Origin of the sequence: Geodermatophilus sp. Leaf369, from assembly GCF_001424455.1 — a bacterium.
In the GTDB taxonomy this organism is placed as follows: domain Bacteria; phylum Actinomycetota; class Actinomycetes; order Mycobacteriales; family Geodermatophilaceae; genus Klenkia.
In genome coordinates this window covers 268,794-285,913 of sequence record NZ_LMQA01000002.1, presented here as the reverse complement: position 1 = coordinate 285,913, position 17,120 = coordinate 268,794, and the positions used below count along the sequence as shown (strand labels likewise).

The 17,120-nt window shown below is 74.5% G+C and carries 17 protein-coding genes and 1 pseudogene; 10 read left to right on the top strand and 8 right to left on the bottom strand.

The annotated features are described in order from the left end of the window. The first annotated feature begins 27 nt into the window (after positions 1 to 27). The 3 genes from ASG36_RS21915 to ASG36_RS10160 all read left to right on the top strand — a co-directional run bounded on the left by ASG36_RS21915 (position 28) and on the right by ASG36_RS10160 (position 2,935). Positions 28 to 855: a hypothetical protein gene (locus ASG36_RS21915; RefSeq protein ID WP_055763442.1), complete on the top strand. Its 828-nt coding sequence runs from the start codon at positions 28 to 30 to the stop codon at positions 853 to 855. Positions 856 to 997: 142 nt separating this feature from the next. Beyond that, positions 998 to 1,675, top strand: a complete 678-nt coding sequence (locus ASG36_RS10165; protein WP_157498754.1) for a response regulator — start codon at positions 998 to 1,000, stop codon at positions 1,673 to 1,675. Between the two features lie 48 nt (positions 1,676 to 1,723). Beyond that, positions 1,724 to 2,935 carry an acyl-CoA dehydrogenase family protein gene (locus tag ASG36_RS10160; RefSeq protein ID WP_055763439.1) on the top strand — a complete coding sequence of 404 codons (1,212 nt, stop codon included), beginning with the start codon at positions 1,724 to 1,726 and terminating at the stop codon, positions 2,933 to 2,935. A 100-nt stretch (positions 2,936 to 3,035) separates the two neighbouring features. Here the strand turns inward: ASG36_RS10160 and ASG36_RS10155 are convergent, their stop codons facing one another. The 4 genes from ASG36_RS10155 to ASG36_RS10140 all read right to left on the bottom strand — a co-directional run bounded on the left by ASG36_RS10155 (position 3,036) and on the right by ASG36_RS10140 (position 5,932). Beyond that, the gene (locus ASG36_RS10155) at positions 3,036 to 3,239 is read right to left on the bottom strand and encodes a hypothetical protein (RefSeq protein ID WP_055763437.1); all 204 of its coding nucleotides are present in this window, start codon (positions 3,237 to 3,239) and stop codon (positions 3,036 to 3,038) included. A 96-nt stretch (positions 3,240 to 3,335) separates the two neighbouring features. Further along, a complete protein-coding gene (locus ASG36_RS10150) occupies positions 3,336 to 3,536 on the bottom strand; it encodes a hypothetical protein (protein ID WP_055763435.1) in 201 nt (66 codons plus the stop codon). Between the two features lie 60 nt (positions 3,537 to 3,596). Continuing rightward, positions 3,597 to 4,742 carry a xylose isomerase gene (gene xylA, locus ASG36_RS10145; protein WP_055763433.1) on the bottom strand — a complete coding sequence of 382 codons (1,146 nt, stop codon included), beginning with the start codon at positions 4,740 to 4,742 and terminating at the stop codon, positions 3,597 to 3,599. Beyond that, entirely contained in the window at positions 4,739 to 5,932 is a 1,194-nt protein-coding gene (locus tag ASG36_RS10140) for an ROK family transcriptional regulator (protein ID WP_235494824.1), read from the bottom strand. The genes xylA and ASG36_RS10140 overlap by 4 nt, the downstream gene beginning before the upstream one ends. 101 nt (positions 5,933 to 6,033) lie before the next feature. On the opposite strand from ASG36_RS10140, the gene xylB reads away from it, so the two are divergent. Further along, entirely contained in the window at positions 6,034 to 7,419 is a 1,386-nt protein-coding gene (xylB, locus tag ASG36_RS10135) for a xylulokinase (protein ID WP_055763429.1), read from the top strand. 17 nt (positions 7,420 to 7,436) lie between these two features. Here xylB and ASG36_RS10130 read toward each other — a convergent pair whose 3' ends face one another. Then, a complete protein-coding gene (locus ASG36_RS10130) occupies positions 7,437 to 9,005 on the bottom strand; it encodes an aldehyde dehydrogenase family protein (protein ID WP_055763427.1) in 1,569 nt (522 codons plus the stop codon). A gap of 64 nt (positions 9,006 to 9,069) precedes the next feature. Here ASG36_RS10130 and ASG36_RS10125 point away from each other — a divergent pair, with 64 nt between their 5' ends. Both ASG36_RS10125 and ASG36_RS10120 read left to right on the top strand, forming a co-directional pair. Beyond that, positions 9,070 to 10,302, top strand: a complete 1,233-nt coding sequence (locus tag ASG36_RS10125) for an FAD-binding protein (protein ID WP_055764909.1) — start codon at positions 9,070 to 9,072, stop codon at positions 10,300 to 10,302. A gap of 37 nt (positions 10,303 to 10,339) precedes the next feature. Further along, positions 10,340 to 10,663, top strand: a complete 324-nt coding sequence (locus tag ASG36_RS10120; RefSeq protein WP_200944427.1) for a hypothetical protein — start codon at positions 10,340 to 10,342, stop codon at positions 10,661 to 10,663. 7 nt (positions 10,664 to 10,670) lie between these two features. On the opposite strand, the gene ASG36_RS10115 is transcribed toward ASG36_RS10120, so the two are convergent. The 3 genes from ASG36_RS10115 to ASG36_RS10105 form a co-directional block, all read right to left on the bottom strand. Continuing rightward, complete coding sequence (locus ASG36_RS10115; protein WP_055763426.1) at positions 10,671 to 10,982, bottom strand: hypothetical protein; 312 nt, start codon at positions 10,980 to 10,982, stop codon at positions 10,671 to 10,673. Between the two features lie 130 nt (positions 10,983 to 11,112). Further along, a complete protein-coding gene (locus ASG36_RS10110) occupies positions 11,113 to 12,999 on the bottom strand; it encodes an LCP family protein (protein ID WP_055763424.1) in 1,887 nt (628 codons plus the stop codon). Between the two features lie 87 nt (positions 13,000 to 13,086). After that, positions 13,087 to 13,644 carry a GNAT family N-acetyltransferase gene (locus ASG36_RS10105; protein WP_055763422.1) on the bottom strand — a complete coding sequence of 186 codons (558 nt, stop codon included), beginning with the start codon at positions 13,642 to 13,644 and terminating at the stop codon, positions 13,087 to 13,089. 109 nt (positions 13,645 to 13,753) lie between these two features. Between ASG36_RS10105 and ASG36_RS10100 the strand changes: the two genes are divergently transcribed. The 4 genes and pseudogenes from ASG36_RS10100 to ASG36_RS22620 form a co-directional block, all read left to right on the top strand. Then, positions 13,754 to 14,716, top strand: a complete 963-nt coding sequence (locus ASG36_RS10100; RefSeq protein WP_055763420.1) for an acyl-ACP desaturase — start codon at positions 13,754 to 13,756, stop codon at positions 14,714 to 14,716. Positions 14,717 to 14,793: 77 nt separating this feature from the next. After that, on the top strand, positions 14,794 to 15,591 hold the full coding sequence (locus tag ASG36_RS10095; protein ID WP_055763418.1) for an exodeoxyribonuclease III: 798 nt from the start codon (positions 14,794 to 14,796) through the stop codon (positions 15,589 to 15,591). A gap of 68 nt (positions 15,592 to 15,659) precedes the next feature. Further along, complete coding sequence (locus ASG36_RS10090) at positions 15,660 to 16,427, top strand: SDR family oxidoreductase (RefSeq protein WP_082522995.1); 768 nt, start codon at positions 15,660 to 15,662, stop codon at positions 16,425 to 16,427. A 167-nt stretch (positions 16,428 to 16,594) separates the two neighbouring features. Beyond that, positions 16,595 to 17,119: pseudogene (locus ASG36_RS22620) on the top strand (DUF222 domain-containing protein); the annotation flags it as partial. Position 17,120 lies beyond the last annotated feature (1 nt).

Genomic DNA, 17,120 nt, shown 5'->3' with positions numbered 1-17,120 from the left:
CAGGGGGCGCCGACGGGGCGGGGTGGCATGACGCGCGGGGAACAGCAGCAGGTCGACGCGGGGCACGGCGACGACCCGTTCGTCCGGCAGGTGGTGTGGCTGGTCGACCGCGCCGGCGGCAAGGAGTCCCTCGCCCGCGCCACCGGCAACCGGGTCAGCGTGCGCACCCTGGACAACTGGGTGCGCGGCACCTACCCGCGGGCCGCCGTGACCGGGGCCGTGCGGGACCTCGACGCGTGGGCCCGGGCCCACGCCGAGGGCTACCCCGCTGCGGCCGGCGCTCCCCGGCTCGTGGAGTCCTGCGGCCCGGACCGCACCCCGGCCGCCGTCCCTGCCGCCGTCCCGCCCGCCCCGGAGCAGCCACCGGTCCCCTCGCGGTCCCGCTGGACACCGCTGGCCCTGGTCGGTGGTGCGGCCGCGATCGTGGTGCTCACCGCGGCCGTGACCGTGCCCGTGACGCTGGCCGTCGCCACCGGCGACCCGGCGGTCGACCCGGTACAGGCCGCCCAGGTCGAACCGGCCCCGACCGCGGTCCCCGTCGTCGGCGTGCTGCCCAGCCAGGGCGACGGCCGGCTCTACGAGGAGACCACCGGGAGCATCGGCGCGAACACCTTCTCCGACCCCCGCGCCCTCACCGACAACGCCCTGGGCATCCCGGCCGACACCACGGTGGTCGTCCGCTGCCGGTACTACTCCCCGGTCCTGCCCAGCGTGGTGCCCGACGGGTTCTGGTACCTGGTCGACAGCGAGGAGTGGGCCGGTCGGTGGTCGCCGTCCAACTCGTTCATGAACGGCGACGTGCCGGGCGGGGAGACCCTGCACAACACCGACTTCGACGTCCCGGTCTGTCGCTGACCGGCCGCGCGCAGAACGGCGCAGAACCGCGAATGCGCTGGTCAGCAGCATGGCCGGCGCAGGCGGCGCCCCGACGCTGTACCCCTGCCAGGTGACCGGTCCTGGGCAGGGACGGCCCACGGGCCGGACGGGGGTGGGACGGGTGCAGCCAGCACGGCAGACGACGGAGGACGTCCGGGTGGCGGTGGTCAGCGACCACGGCGTGGTCGCAGCCGGGATGACCGCCTGGCTGGAGGACGGCCCCGGCTCGGGTGCGACGACCGTGGTCGCCGAGGCGACCACGGTGGCGCAGCTGCTGAGCGCTCGGCCGGAGGGGCCGCCCGTCGACGTCGTCCTGCTGGACCTGCTGCTCGCCGACCGGTCGCACCCCGCGGACAACGTCGCCGCGCTGGTCGCCACCGGTGTCGGGGTGCTGGTCTTCAGCCTCGACGGCGACCTGCGGCGGGTCACCGAGGCGGTGCGGGCCGGGGCGGCCGGGCACCTGCCACCCGGGGTGGGGCCCGCCGTCGTCCGGGAGGCCGTCACCGCGGTCGCGGCCGGCGGGCACGTCCTCGACGACGAGCTGCGCCGGGCGGTGGCCGAGCTGGCCGGTCGCCGGCCCGACCTCTCCCCCCGCCAGCAGGACGTGCTGGTCGGCTACACCAGCAGCGCCACCAAGCTGCCCACCGTCGCCCGTGGACTGGACATGCGTCCGGAGACGCTGAAGACGCACCTGCGGCGGATCAAGGAGAAGTACGCCGCCGTCGGGCGGCCGGCGCACACCCGGCTGGACCTCTACCGGCGCGCCCGGGAGGACGGCTACCTGGATCCGTCGGCCTGAGGACCGACCCGGCTGCGACCCCCGTCACCGTGCGGATACCGTCCGACCATGGACTTCGCTCTCTCCGCCACCGCCGAGGACGTCACCGGCCGGATGTGGGACTTCATGCGCGAGCACGTCTTCCCCGCCGAGGCGACCTACCACGCCTGGCGCCGCGAGCGCGGCCACGACGACCACGCCCTGCCCCCGGTGATCGAGGAGCTCAAGGCCGAGGCGAAGAAGCGCGGGCTGTGGAACCTCTTCCACCACGAGCTCGCCGGGCTGACCAACCTGGAGTACGCCTCGGTCGCCGAGATCACCGGCTGGTCGCCGGTGCTGGCCCCCGAGGCGATCAACTGCGGGGCGCCGGACACCGGCAACATGGAGACCCTGATGCTGTTCGGCACCCCCGAGCACAAGCAGCAGTGGCTCGAGCCGCTGCTGGCCGGGGAGATCCGCTCGGGCTTCGCGATGACCGAGCCCGACGTCGCGTCCTCCGACGCCCGCAACATCCAGACCTCGATCGTCCGCGACGGCGACGAGTACGTGATCAACGGCCGCAAGTGGTGGATCACCGGCTCGGCCGACGAGCGCTGTGCCGTGTTCATCGTGATGGGCAAGACCGACCCCGACGGCCCCCCGCACCAGCAGCAGTCGATGATCCTGGTGCCCCGCGACACCCCGGGGCTGGTGATCGTCCGGCACCTGCCGGTCTTCGGCTACCAGGACCAGCACGGGCACTCGGAGCTGCAGTTCACCGACGTCCGGGTGCCGGTGTCCAACATCCTCTCCGGCGAGGGCGACGGCTTCATGATCGCCCAGGCCCGGCTGGGCCCCGGCCGCATCCACCACTGCATGCGCGCGATCGGCATGGCCGAGCGGGCGCTGGCGCTGATGGTGAAGCGGGCCAACGAGCGGGTCGCGTTCGGCAAGCCGCTGGCCGAGCAGGGCACCGTGCGCGCCGACATCGCCCGCTCCCGCATCGAGATCGACCAGGCCCGGCTGCTGGTCCTGAAGACCGCCGATCTCATCGACAAGTTCGGGGCCAAGGGCGCCCGCACCGAGATCGCTGCGATCAAGGTCAGCGCCCCCGAGGTGTGCCTGGCCGTCATCGACCGGGCCATCCAGCTGCACGGCGGCGCCGGCGTCAGCGACGACACCCCGCTCGCGGAGTTCTACGCCCACGCCCGCACCCTGCGCATCGTCGACGGCCCCGACGCGGTGCACATCCGCTCGGTCGCCCGCGAGGAGCTCGCCCGGGAACGCCCCTACGCCGGCTGACCCACCCCGCTCCCGGCGTCGATCAGCTCCGACGACCGGCGTGCGTCCTGCGCCACCGACGTCGGTGGCGGAGGACGCACGCTGGTGGCGGAGGACGGGCCTACATCGCCAGGTTGCCGCCGATGGCGCCGCCGGCGAGGTGGCCCAGCAGGGTCTGCTGGTCCAGTCCGATCCCGGCCAGGGCGTCGCCGTCCCGGTCGGTGTCCAGCGTGTCGGGGAGCCCGGCGGCGTCCAGCCGGTCGGCGGTGTCGTTGTCGCCCTGGGTGTGCAGCAGCTGGCTGAGCTTGGTGCGGTCGATCTCCACGGGAGCCCCCATCGTCACGCGGCGACGACCGGTCGGCCGGCGTCCACGGCCGAGGTGGTGCCCGTCACACCGGGCGGTAAACGAGGTTGTCGCTGATCACGCCACCCGGGAGCGCTTGACCAGGAAGCCGCCGACGCCGGCGGCGACGATTGCGACGACGAGCTGGGCGACGCCGACGGCGCTGCGGTCGCTGCCGAACCAGGTGGGGCTGGAGAGCGCCAGCACGACTGCCACCCCGAGCAGGAAGTACCCGATCAGGCGCTCACGACGGGCGTTGCGGGTGGGTGGGGTCGTCATGGCCCCACCTTATGGAGTGCCACGGACGCGGGGACCGCGCCGTGGCACTCCACAAGACGGTCAGCGGACGCCGAGGAGGTGGTCCATGGCGAGCTGGTCCAGGCGCTCGAAGTGGCAGCCGCGGGCGGCCATCGCCTCGACGTCGAAGGACTCCGCGCGAACGGTCGCCAGGGTCTCCCCCGCAGCCAGCGTGGACTGCGACAGCTCGGCGACGCGGGAGGCGGCCAGTGCCTCCTGCACCTCGGGGTCGGCCCGGAACGCCGCGGCCTTCTCCTTCAGCGCCAGGTAGTTGGCCATGCAGCCGCGGGCGGACTCCCAGACGCCGTCGGCGTCCTCGGTGCGCGGGGGCTTGAAGTCGAAGTGCAGGTAGCCGTCGTAGCCACCCTGCTCCAGGGCGTCGACGGTCCAGAACGCCCCCCGCAGGTTGCCCGCGCCGAAGCGCAGGTCCTGGTCGTACCGCGGGCCGTGCTGGCCGTTGAGGTCGACGTGGAAGAGCTTGCCGTGCCACATGGCCTGGCTGATGCCGGCGGCGAAGTTCAGCCCGGCCATCTCCTCGTGCCCGACCTCGGGGTTCAGCCCGACCATCTCGCTGTGGTCCAGCTCGTTGATCAGCGCCAGCGCGTGGCCGATCGTGGGCAGCAGGATGTCCCCGCGGGGCTCGTTCGGCTTGGGCTCGATCGCGAAGCGCATGTCGTAGCCCTGCTCGATCGCGTACGCGCAGAGGGTGTCCATGCCCTCCTTGTAGCGCTCGAGGGCGGCGCCGATGTCCTTGGCGGCACCGGACTCGGCGCCCTCGCGGCCACCCCAGAACACGTAGGTGGTGGCACCCAGCTCGGCGGCCAGGTCGATGTTGCGGGCGGCCTTGGCCAGGGCGTAGCGGCGGACCTCGCGGTCGTTGCTGGTGAAGGCGCCGTCCTTGAACACGGCGTGCCCGAACAGGTTCGTGGTGGCCATCTCCACGCCCATGCCGGTCTCGGTCAGGGCGTCCTTGAAGCGGGCCAGCACCGCGTCGCGGGTCGCGTCGTCGGGGACCAGGTCGTCGTCGTGGAAGGTGACGGCGGCGGCGCCGAGCTCGGCGAGGCGGTGCACGGCCTCGACCGGGTCCATCGGCGGGCGGACGGCGCCACCGAAGACGTCGACGCCCTGCCAGCCGACGGTCCACAGACCGAAGGAGAAGCGGTCGGCGGGGGTGGGGGTGCGGGTCATGCGTGGGCCTCCTGGGCTGTGCGGACGGGGACGGTCGTGGGATCGGAGAACACCGGCTGCAGCGCGACGTGCGCGCCACCCCGGACGGCGGCGGTGAAGCCGAGCGTGGACAGCGCCACCCGGGAGGGCCCGGGCACGCGCTGGGCCAGCGCGGCGGTCAGGGGCACGAGCAGGAACTCGCCGAGGACGGCGAAGTACCCCCCGAGGACGACGACGGCCGGGTCGAGCAGGGCGACCAGCACGGCCGCGCCCACCCCGAGCCCGGTGCCGATGTCGGCCAGCGCCGCGAGCGTGCGGGCGTCGCCGGCCCGGGCGCGGGCGAGCAGCTCGGCGAGGCGGTCCTCGAGGTCGCGGCCGGCGTCGCGCAACGGGTCGCCGGGGTCGGCGGCGGCGCGCAGCAGCGCGGCCAGGCCGACGACGGTCTCCCAGCACCCGGTCCGGCCGCAGCCACAGGGCGCGTCTCCGGGGGTGAGCGCGAGGTGGCCGACCTCGCCGGCCAGTCCGGTCGAGCCGCGCAGCAGCCGCCCGCCGGTGACCACGCCACCGCCGACGCCGACCTCACCGGTCAGGTAGACCAGGTCGGGCACCCCGGCGTGCGGGCCGACGGCGGTCTCGGCCAGTGCGGACAGGTCGGCGTCGTTGGCGACGGTGACCGGCAGCTCCCACGCAGCGAACCCGGCGGCGACGTCCACGCCGACCCACCGGGGCAGGTTGGGGGCGGCCGCCACGACGGTGCCCTGCACCTGGCCGGGGACGGCCACGGTGATCCCGACCGCGGTCGCGTCCTGGTCCGCCTGCGCCTCGGCCACCATCACCGAGGCCCGGGCCAGCACGTCGGCGGGGTCCAGGGCCGGGACGTCGAGGGCCAGCCGGCTCTGCCAGCGGACGGCGCCGGTCGGGTCGAGGGCCAGGACGGCGAGGTAGTCCACGTTGACCTCGACGCCGAGGCCGCAGACCCCGCGCCCGTCGAGCTCCACGAGCGTGCCGGGCCGCCCGACCGAGCCCGGACGCTGCAGCTCGCCCTCCGCGGCCAGCCCGCGCTCGACCAGCTCGCCGACCAGGCTGGAGACGGTGGCCTTGGTCAGCCCGGTCTCGGTGGCCAGCCGGGCACGGCTGCGCGGGCCGTCGGCGCGCAGGCGGTCGAGCACGGCGGCGAGGTTGGCGCGGCGCACCTGTCCCTGCGTCTGCACCACACCCCCTGGCCCAGGAACCGCGGTTCCCGGGATCACCATTCGTTCGGTCGCTGCACTATTGTCTGCGTCACGCTCGTCCGTCAACCCAGGAGGTCCCCGTGCCGCTCGTCGCCGGCGTCGACAGCTCGACCCAGGCCTGCAAGGTCGTCGTCCGCGACGCCGACACCGGGGACCTGGTGCGCGAGGGCCGGGCGGCGCACCCCGCCGGCACCGAGGTCGACCCGCGGGCCTGGGAGACGGCGCTGCACGAGGCGCTGGCCGCAGCGGGCGGACTGGACGACGTCGAGGCGCTGAGCGTGGGCGGGCAGCAGCACGGGATGGTCTGCCTGGACGAGACCGGTGAGGTGGTCCGCCCGGCCCTGCTGTGGAACGACGTCCGCTCCGCCGACGCCGCGGCCGACCTGGTCACCGAGCTGGACGGCGGCCAGGCCTGGGCCGACGCCGTCGGCGTGGTCCCGGTGGCCTCGTTCACGGTGAGCAAGCTGCGCTGGCTGGCCGACGCCGAGCCCGCGAACGCCGACCGCACGGCCGCCGTCTGCCTGCCCCACGACTGGCTGACCTGGCGGTTGGCCGGCGCGGCCGGGCTGGAGACGCTCACCACCGACCGCTCGGACGCCAGCGGCACCGGGTACTGGTCGGCGGCGACGGGGGAGTACCGCACCGACCTGCTGGCCCGGGCGCTGCGCGGGCGGACGCCGGTGCTGCCGCGGGTGGCCGGCCCGGCCGAGGTGGTCGGCCGGCACGGGGGAGTGGCCCTGGGCGCCGGGGCCGGGGACAACGCGGCCGCGGCGCTGGGCCTGGGCGCCCGCGCGGGCGACGTCGTCGTCTCGATCGGGACGTCGGGGGTGGTCTCGGCGGTGTCCGACGCCGCGGCGGCCGACCCCAGCGGCATCGTGGCCGGGTTCGCCGACGCGACCGGGCGGCACCTGCCGCTGGTCTGCACGCTGAACGCGGCCCGGGTGCTGGACGCTGCGGCCGCGATGCTGCGCGTGTCGCTGGACGAGCTCGCCGAGCTGGCGCTGCAGGCCCCGGCCGGCGCCGACGGGCTGGTGCTGGTGCCCTACCTGGAGGGGGAACGGACGCCGGACCTGCCGCACGCCACCGGCTCGGTGCACGGTCTGACGCTGCGCACCTCCACCCCGGCGCACTGGGCGCGGGCCGCCGTGGAGGGCCTGCTCTGCGGACTCGCCGACGGGATCGAGGCACTGGCCGGTCAGGGCGCCGCGGTGGAGCGGGTGCTGCTGGTCGGTGGGGGAGCACGCTCCCGGGCGGTGCAGGAGATCGCGCCCGCGGTGTTCGGCCGACCGGTGCTCGTGCCCGAGCCGGGGGAGGCCGTCGCCGACGGCGCCGCCCGGCAGGCCGCGTGGGCGCTGACCGGGCAGCTCCCCGACTGGGCCGCCGCCGGGACCCGGCTGGTCGAGGCCGAGCCGACGCCGGCGGTGCGGGAGCGCTACGCGCAGGTGCGGGGCCGCACCGACCGGTGAGCGCCCCCGCGGGGCGCTCAGATCGAGGCGGGGTACCGGGAGTGCTCCGGGAAGTTGCCGTAGAGGAGCTCGTTCTCCGGGCCCTGGGTGACGGCCTGGACCAGCAGCTCGCCGCCGACGAAGCAACCCAGCCAGGAGGCGCCGCGGCCGCCGAACGCCTCCTGGCGGTCGCCGCGGGAGCGGGGCGCGTTGATGCCGACCTTGAACGCCTGCACCTCCCGGGCCAGGCGGCGGGCGAGGGTCTCGTCGTCGCAGGCGATCGAGGCGACCAGCGCACCGTTGGAGGCGTTCATCTGGGCCAGCAGCTCGGCCTCGCTGTCGACCACGACGATGGTGTCCACCGGCCCGAAGGGCTCGGAGTGCATCAGCGCGCTCGCGCCGCCGGGGGACAGCAGCGCCGCGGGAGCCACGTAGGCCGAGGTGTCCTGGCCGGTGATGAACCGGCCGTCGGCCAGGGACCCGCGCCAGAGCGGGACGGCGCCCCGGTGCAGGCTGTCTGCGACCCGGTCGCGCAGCTCGGTGGCCTTGCCGGCGCTGATCACCGGGCCGAAGTCCAGCACCGGCAGCTCGTCGTCGTCGTGCTCCACGGCCAGCGGGTGCCCGAACCGCAGCGACTGCACGACCGGCAGGTAGGTGGCCAGGAACCGGTCGACGAGCTCGCGCTGGACGACGTAGCGCGGGTAAGCGGTGCAGCGCTGCTTGCCGTACTCGAAGCCCTTCTTCAGGTGCGCAGCCAGGCCGTCCCAGTCGGAGAACTCCCAGATGCCCCAGGCGTTGAGCCCCTCCTGCTCGAGCATGTGCCGCTTACCGGTGTCCAACAGCCCCGCGGCCACCTTGCCGCCGTTCGACCGGCCGCCGACGAAGGCCAGCGCACCGATCTCCGGGGAGCGCACGAGCACGCTGGACAGCTCGGCGCCGCCGCCGGACAGCAGCGTGACCGGCAGGCCCTCGCGGGCCATCAGCGCGTGGGCGAGGGTCAGGCAGGTCGCCCCGCCCTGGGACGGGGTCTTCGCGATGACCGCGTTGCCGGCCAGCAGCTGCACCAGCTCGGCGTGCACCAGCACCGACATCGGGTAGTTCCAGCTCGCGATGTTGGAGACCGGGCCGTCCAGCGGGGTGCGGTCGCCCAGCATCGCGTCGATCTCCTCGACGTACCAGCGGACGCCGTCCAGGGCCCGGTCGACGTCGGCGCAGGCCAGCTTCCAGGGCTTGCCGATCTCCCAGGCCAGCAGCAGCGCCAGGTCGTCCCGGGCGTCGGCCATCGCCTCCACCGCCGCGCTCACCCGGGCCTTCCGCTCCGCCACGGGGGTCTGCGCCCACTCCCGGTGCGCGGCGGCCGAGGCGAGCACCGCGTGCTGGGCCTCACCGGCCGACACCCGGGGCAACCCGGTCAGCCGCGACCCGTCGACGGGGGACAGCAGCGGCTCGGGGTCCCCGATCGGCCGCCACGTGCCGCCGACCAGGTTGTGCAGCCGGTCGGCACCGAAGGCCTCGGGCGTGCGGGCGGCGGCGCGGCCCAGGACCGAGGACCACTCCGTCCCGGGCTTGACGTGCAGGGAGGTGGGCCGCGACGTCGGGGCTGTCATGGGCGCACCCTGCCAGTCCGACGCCGTCGGACACCAGGGCGACCCCTCGCCTACCGTCGGTGCCGTGGAGACCGACTGGGCAGGCACGTACGTCTTCCGGGCCCCGGTGGTCCGGCCCACCGACGTCGAGGCGGTGCGGACGGCGGTCCGGGAGGCCACCCACGTGCGCGCGCTGGGCACCCGGCACACGTTCAACGGCCTGGCCGAGAGCCCGGGCGTCCTGCTGGACCTGACCGCGCTGCCCGACGACGTGCAGGTCCGTGACGACGGCACCGTCTCGGTCACCGCCGGGACGACGTACGGCGCGCTGGCCCGCGAGCTGCACCGGCACGGCCGGGGCCTGCACAACCTGGGCTCGCTGCCGCACATCTCGGTGGGCGGGGCGGTGGCCACCGGCACACACGGGTCGGGGGACACCCTCGGCGTGCTGGCCACCGCCGTCCGGGAGGTCGAGCTGGTGGACGCCGACGGCGAGCTGCGCACGGTCCGCCGGGACGACGCCGACGGGGCCGGCCTGCTGGTCGCGCTGGGCTCGGTGGGCGTCGTCGTCCGGCTCGTGCTGGAGACCCAGCCGACCTACGAGGTGCGCCAGGACGTCTACCGCGACCTGTCGCTGGCCGCGGTGGTCGAGGACCCGGCGGCGGTGACCGGTGCGGGCACCAGCGTCAGCGTCTTCACCCGCTGGGACGGCCGGGCCGACGCGTGGGTGAAGACCCGGCTGCCCGCGGACGTCCCCGACACCCTGCTCGGCGCCCGGCGCGACCCGGTCTCCCGGGACGGCATCACCGACGAGATCCAGGGCAACGTGACCGAGCAGGGCGGTGCACCGGGGCCGTGGCACGAGCGGCTGCCGCACTTCCGGCACGACGCCACGCCCAGCAACGGCGACGAGATCCAGTCCGAGTTCTTCGTCGACCGGGCAGACGCGGGCGCCGCGATCGGCGCCGTCGCCGCGCTCGGCGACCGGATCCGCGAGCACCTGGTGGTCAGCGAGCTGCGCACCGTGGCCGGCGACGAGCTGTGGCTGTCGGCCGCGCACGGCCGGGACTCCCTGGCGGTGCACTTCACCTGGCGCAAGACGGCCGCCGCCCGGGACGACGCGCTGCCGCTGGTCGAGGACGCGCTGCGCGAGTTCGGCGCCCGCCCGCACTGGGGCAAGGCGCACCACCTGGGCGCGGCCGAGCTGGAGCGGGTGGTGCCGCGGCTGGCCGAGGCCCGTGCGCTGTTCGACCGGTGGGACCCCCGCGGGGTGTTCAGCTCACCCGGACTGGTCGGGCTGGGCGTCAGGTCGTCATGACGACCGGGTAGTGTGAGCGTTAACACTTTCTTTGATCTTGGAGTTCGCACCCCTCATGCCGAGCATCGACGGCGCCGCCGTCCGCAAGCTGGTCATCGCCTGTGACGCCGGGATGGCGAGCAGCGTGCTGATGAGCTCCCAGCTGCGCAAGCACCTGTCCCCCCGCGTGGTCGTCTCGCACAGCCCGGTCGACGCCTTGCCGGCCGACGCCGACGTCGTCCTGACCCACGGCAAGCTCGCCGAGCGCGTCCGGCTGGCCGCCGGCGACCGCCCCGTCGTCGCCTACGACCTGCTCGTCGGCGACCCCGCGGTCGACGGCCTGGTCCGGGCCATCCGCGAGGGCCAGCAGATCGAGGCCTGAGCCCCGCTCAGTCCGTCCGGTGCCGCCCTGCGGGCGCGGCAGCGGTGTCCGCCGACCGCGGGGCGGGCACGGCCGGTCGTCCGGCCTGCGCCTCCCGCTGGAGCCAGCGCCACCGGCCGGTGGTGGTCAGGTCCGCGGTCAGTCCCGCGGCGTCCCGCGCGGCCAGTGCCGCGTCGGTGAGCGCGAACTCCCCGGTCCGTGGCCCCCGGGCGTCCACCCGTCCCGCGGCGCGTGCGGCCAGCCGCCGCTCCCGGCGGGTGGGCAGGTCGGCCGGGTCGATCGGCCTGGGCAGTCCTGCGTGGTCCTGGTCGGCGGTCATCGCGGTCGGTCCTCACGGCTCGGCACCGGGACGGTGGGGCGTCCCGTCGCGACCGTGGCACAGGTCCCTGCACGGTGCGTGACCGTCCCGGGGGGCCGTCACCAGTGGTGATCGGCCGGCGACGCCGGGTTCAGCCGTTGCGGGTCGGGGGCTCCCCGGCGTCCAGCGCGGCCTGCGCGGCCGCCGGGTCGTAGGCGCACGCGTCGCTGACGTCGTCCACCGGCGCCTCCTCGGTCGGCGCGGCCGACGTCGGCGGTGCCGAGGTCGTCGTCCCCGGTGCCGTCGTCGGCGCGGGGCCGGGTGCCGGTGCGGTGCCCAGGGCCTGCTGGACGAGCAGCCGGATGGCGTCGTAGTCCGGGTAGGCCGGGCTGATCACGGTGTCGTCGAAGACCACCGACCGGATGCCGGCGTCCTTGACCAGGAAGGCCAGGTCGACGAAGTCGTCGAGCACGCTCTGCGGGATGTCGGTGCTGACGATGTCGGAGGTCGTCGCCGCCAGCTGCTGGTAGCGGGTGAGCAGGGTGACCGGGTCTGCCCGGGCCACGATCGCGTCCAGCACGCAGCGCTGGCGGTCCATCCGCTGGTAGTCCGAGAGGCCGAACCGGCCGCGGGCGTAGTCCAGGGCGCGCGGACCGCTCATCGTCTGGTCCGGCCCGGGGGCGATGTAGCTGTCGGGCAGGATGCCCAGGCTCGGCTCGCCGCCGACCGGCACGTAGTAGTTGACGTTGACGGTGATGCCGCCCAGGGCGTCGACCAGCTGGCTGAACCCGTCGAGGTTGACCAGCACGTAGAAGTCGATGGGCAGGCCCAGGGCCTCGCCGACGCCCAGCTTCAGCCAGTCGGCGCCGGGGTTGTCGCTGGGGACGCCGAGCGCGTCGGGGTAGAGCGCGGGGCCGTTGCGGTAGACCGCGTTGAGCAGGCTCTCGCTCTCGCTGCCCGCGTCGAAGCCGTCGGGGAACAGCTCACCCAGCGGGCTGTCGGCCGGGAAGGGCAGGTCCTCGAGGTTGCGCGGCAGGCTGAACAGCGTCGTCGCGCCGGTGGCCGTCTCGATGCTGGCCACGATCACGGTGTCGGTGCGCACGCCCTCGCGGCCGTCCCCGCCGTCACCGCCGAGCAGCAGGACGTTGACCCGCTCCTGGTCGCCGAACGGGTTCACCGGGTCGGCCGGCTCGACCACCGTGGCGCTCTCGCCGTCGGCGAAGACGGTGTCGACCAGGTCGCGCTGGGCACCGGCGAGCTGGACGACGGTCACCGCGGGCACCGCGACGGCCGCGGCCAGCAGCAGGACCAGGGCCGCGCCGACGCCCTGCCGGACCCGGTCGGTGCGCCGGGGGAGCAGCAGCCGGTAGCCCAGCACCACCACGGCGATCCAGAGCGCGGCCAGCACGCCGACGCCGATCATCACCCCGAGCAGCAGGCCCGGGTCGACAGCGGCCCGGACGGCGGTGCGCTGCCCGGCGGTGGCCAGCCACAGCAGCCCGGCGAGCAGCAGCACGAACACGGTGAGGACGACGGCGCCGGACTTCTTCCACCCGGCGGCGAGCAGTGCGCTGCCCGGCACCAGGGCGCCCAGGACGGTCAGGCCGGCGGCCCGGCCGAAGGTGGAGGCGGTGCGGGTGCGCGACCCGCTGCGCTCGTCCCGGTCGTGGTGGTCGTCCGGCTCGTCGCCGAGCTCGTCCACGGCGTCCCGGTCACGGGGCTGCGGCGACCAGGAGCCGGCCCGGCCGGTGCGGTCCGTGCGGTCGGCGTCCGGGCTCGGCGGGGGAGGGGCCTGCTCCGCGGGCGGACCGGCCTCGGGGGTCAGGCCGGCGGCGGCGCGGGCGCGGGCGGCGGCCTGCGGGTCGGCGGAGCGGTCGGCCCGGCGGCTGCGTCGTCCGGGCGCGGTGTCGGGGCCCTCGACCGACGGGGTGGACCCGGGAGGTCGGGTGGGCACCGGCGGAGGGGGCCGCATCCGGTCCAGGTCGTCCGGGGAGATGCGCGCGGTCCGGTCGTCGGGCTGGTCGTCGCGGGTGCTCACGCCCGACCCACCCGACTCGTCACGGCGTCATGATCGCATCGACACCTGTGACCTGGGGTGCACCCTGCCGCGCACCACCCTCCCGGGTCAGGCGGGACCGCCGAGCGCCTCGACGTCGAGCTCGAAGTGGACGGTCTGCAGCTCGGCCCCGGCGTGTCGCTCGTCGAGCACCTCGCGCACCGGCATCGACCGCCAGAAGGCCTCCGCCCCGGCGACGGCGGTGTCGGTGTGCAGGCAGACGGTCGACCAGCCGCCGTCGGTCACCGCCCAGCGCGCCGCCGCGACGACGAGGGCCCGGGCGGCACCCCGCCGACGGTGTTCGGCGAGCACCCAGACCCGGGCCAGCTGAGCCACGGACCGCCCGGCGTACAGGTCCACGAGCACCTGGGGGGAGCGCGGTCCGCCCGCCTTGACCGCCGTGGTGCCCAGCAGCGTGCCGTCGCCGTCCTCGGCCACGAAGAGCGCCTGACCCGGGGTGTGCAGGTAGGCGGTGGCGGGATCGGCGACGTCGGCGTGCCACTCGGGGCGGAACCCGTAGCCGAGGTCCTCGGCGAGCACCCGGTACATCAGGGTGCGGACGGCGTCGACGTCGGTCGGGACGGCGGCGCGGACCCGGACGGCGGTGGGGGTGCTTGTTGCGAACATCAGGCAACAGAGTGGCACAGGCGTGAGCACGCTCGCTGCGGGGAACCCCCGGGCAGGGCCGTCGATCCGCGTAGGTTCGACCCAGACAGCCCCACCCCGGAGGTGCACCGTGCCCGAGACACCCACCACTGCCGCCCTGCTGCAGGAGCTGGAGCCGGTCGTCGAGGAGAACCTCAACCGGCACGAGAAGATGGCCCAGGAGTGGCACCCGCACGACTACGTGCCGTGGTCCGAGGGCCGGGACTTCGCCTTCCTCGGTGGGGAGGACTGGGCGCCGGAGCAGTCGCGGCTGGACGAGACCGCCAAGGCCGCGATGATCACCAACCTGCTCACCGAGGACAACCTCCCCAGCTACCACCGCGAGATCGCGACCCGGTTCAGCCGGGACGGCGCCTGGGGCACCTGGGTCGGCCGCTGGACCGCCGAGGAGAACCGGCACGGCATCGCCATCCGCGACTACCTCGTCGTCACCCGCGGGGTCGACCCGGTCGAGCTCGAGCGCGCCCGGATGGACTACATGACCTCCGGCTACGACTCGGGGGACAAGACGCCGCTGGAGGCCGTCGCGTACGTGTCCTTCCAGGAGCTGGCGACGCGCGTCAGCCACCGCAACACCGGCAAGGCCACCGGCGACCCGATCGCCGACCAGATGCTCGCCCGGATCGCCAAGGACGAGAACCTGCACATGGTCTTCTACCGGAACATCGTCGGTGCGGCGCTGGACATCGCCCCCGACGAGACCATGCGGGCGATCGCGAACGAGGTGATCAACTTCGAGATGCCCGGTGCCACGATGGCCGGCTTCCGGAAGAACTCCACCATCATCGCCAAGGCCGGCATCTACGACCTGCGCTTGCACCACGACGACGTCGTCGCCCCGATCCTGCGGCACTGGAAGGTCTTCGAGCGCTCCGGCTTCGGCCCCGAGGGCGAGAAGGCCCGCGAGGAGCTGGCGCTGTTCATGAGCGGTCTCGACGCCCAGGCCACCAAGTTCGTGGAGTCCCGGCAGCGGATGCGCGACCGGCTGCAGGCGCGGCAGGACAGCCAGATCGCGCCCCTCGCCCAGGCCTGACGAGGCCTGCCTCCAGGGGCCCGCGGCAGGCGGAGCCCGTCGTGGGGAGGAGGCAGGTCCTTCTCTAGGGTCGGGGGGTGCGCCTGGCGACCTGGAACGTGAACTCGATCCGCACCCGTGTCGACCGGGTGGTGGGGTTCCTCGAGCGCAGCGACGTCGACGTCCTGGCGTTGCAGGAGACCAAGTGCCGGGACGACCAGTTCCCCTCGGCGGCGTTCGAGGCGCTGGGCTACGAGGTCGCGCACGTCGGGCTGAACCAGTGGAACGGCGTGGCGCTGCTGTCCCGGGTGGGGCTGGACGACGTGCGGGTCGGGTTCGAGGGTGTGCCGTCCTGGTCGTCGAAGGAGGGCGTGGAGCCCGCCCAGGAGGCCCGCGCGATCGGGGCCACCTGCGGCGGGGTGCGGGTGCTCTCCCTCTACGTGCCCAACGGTCGGCAGCTGGGCGACCCGCACCTGGCCTACAAGCTCAAGTGGCTCGAGGCACTGCGGGCCGATGCCGCGGGCTGGCTGGCCACCGACCCCGACGCGCAGGTGGCGCTGGTGGGGGACTGGAACATCGCCCCGCAGGACGACGACGTGTGGGACATCGGCGTCTTCGCCCACTCCACCCACGTCTCCCCGCCCGAGCGGGCGGCCTTCGCCGCGATCGTCGACGCCGGGTACGCCGACGTCGTCCGGCCGTACACCCCCGGCGAGTACACGTACTGGGACTACACGCAGCTGCGCTTCCCCCGCCGGGAGGGCATGCGGATCGACTTCGCGCTGTGCTCCCCGGCGCTGGCCGCCCGGGTCACCGGGGCCTCGATCGACCGCCAGGAGCGCAAGGGGAAGGGCGCCAGCGACCACGCCCCGGTGGTCGTCGAACTGGCCGACTGACCAGTCAACAGGGGCGTTGAGCCGGGTGTAGCGTCCGCGGCCTCAGTCGGATCCCCCCGGAGGTCATCGTGGACGTCAACTCCTTCTCCCTCGCCGGTCAGGTCGCTCTCGTGACAGGCGCCGCCGGCGGCATCGGGGCCCGCGTTGCCCTCGGTCTGGCCGAGTTCGGGGCCGCCGTGGGCGTGCTGGACGTCGAGGGCTCGGACCTGCAGGCGACGGCGGACTCGATCGCCGCGGTCGGCGGGCGGGCCCACGTGGTCGCCGCCGACGTGACCGACGGCGACGCCCTCACCGCGGCGGTCGCCGAGGTGGAGTCCACGCTCGGCCCGTTGCAGCTCGCGGTGAACGCGGCCGGCATCAACAACCAGATCCCCGCCGAGGACATGGCCCGCGCGGACTGGCAGCGGCTGCTGGACATCAACCTCAGCGGCGTCTTCCTGTCCTGCCAGGCCGAGGGCCGCGCCATGCTCGCCCGCGGCGGCGGCAGCATCGTCAACATCGGCTCCGTCTCGGCCCACATCGCCAACCGCGGCCTGGACCAGGTGCACTACAACGCCTCGAAGGCCGGCGTGCTGCAGCTGACCAAGTCCCTGGCGCTGGAGTGGGCCACCGAGGGCGTGCGCGTCAACTCCGTCAGCCCCGGCTACACCGCCACCCCGATGGCACTGAGCCCACAGGTCTGGCCGCTGGTGGAGGGCCTGCAGAAGGACATCCCGATGCAGCGCCTGGCCCAGACCGAGGAGCTCGTCGGCCCCATCGTGTTCCTGCTCAGCGGTGCCGCCTCCTACGTGACCGGCGTCGACCTGCTCGTGGACGGCGGCGCCGTCGCCTGGTGAGCGCGGGAGCAGGTCTCGAGTCGGCAGGGACACAGGAGCGCCGGACGGCGACCCGTCAAGAGCCGTCACGGATCTGTGGACAGCCCGCTGAGCTGCGGATTCAGGTGTAATCAGACCGCTCATCGCGGTAGACTTCGAACACCTGATCGAACAGCCTGGGAGGTGTCGTGAGCGAGCTGCGGTCCGCCATCGACGCCCTCTCGGCCGACGACCTGCATGCCCTGGTCGACGGTCAGCTGGTCGACCGGACCGCGGAGCTGGTGCAGTCGATCAACCGGCTGAACGCCGAGCTGACCCGCACCGTGCGGCACGCCGACGTGGTCGACGCCGCCGAGCACGACGGGCTGAAGACGATGGCGTCGCTCCTGCGCGGCCACCACCACTGGTCGGCTGGTGCCGCCTCGGCGGTCGTGAAGGCGGGCCGCGTGCTGGAGCACCTGCCGCGGCTGGAGGCGGCGTTCGCGGAGGGCTCGGTGACTGCGGCCCAGGTGGGTGTCGTGGCCGACGCGCTGCGGCCGTGTGACATCGCCGCGGCCACCGAGCAGGACATCGACCTCGACGCCTTCGACGAGGCCTGGACCGAGGTCGCCCGGACGCTGCCGCACGCGAAGCTGGCGACGGCGGTGAACGCGTTCCGCAACGCCCTGGACCCTGACGGCCCGGAGCCGGACCCGACCGAGGAGCGTCGGTTCN

What these genes read in the sequence shown, in the direction of transcription:
- ASG36_RS21915 (WP_055763442.1), top strand. Translation starts at nt 28, where the DNA reads ATGACGCGCGGGGAACAGCAGCAGGTCGACGCGGGGCACGGCGACGAC.
- ASG36_RS10160 (WP_055763439.1), top strand. Translation starts at nt 1,724, where the DNA reads ATGGACTTCGCTCTCTCCGCCACCGCCGAGGACGTCACCGGCCGGATG.
- ASG36_RS10150 (WP_055763435.1), bottom strand. Translation starts at nt 3,536, where the DNA reads ATGACGACCCCACCCACCCGCAACGCCCGTCGTGAGCGCCTGATCGGG.
- xylA (WP_055763433.1), bottom strand. Translation starts at nt 4,742, where the DNA reads ATGACCCGCACCCCCACCCCCGCCGACCGCTTCTCCTTCGGTCTGTGG.
- ASG36_RS10130 (WP_055763427.1), bottom strand. Translation starts at nt 9,005, where the DNA reads ATGACAGCCCCGACGTCGCGGCCCACCTCCCTGCACGTCAAGCCCGGG.
- ASG36_RS10115 (WP_055763426.1), bottom strand. Translation starts at nt 10,982, where the DNA reads ATGACCGCCGACCAGGACCACGCAGGACTGCCCAGGCCGATCGACCCG.
- ASG36_RS10105 (WP_055763422.1), bottom strand. Translation starts at nt 13,644, where the DNA reads ATGTTCGCAACAAGCACCCCCACCGCCGTCCGGGTCCGCGCCGCCGTC.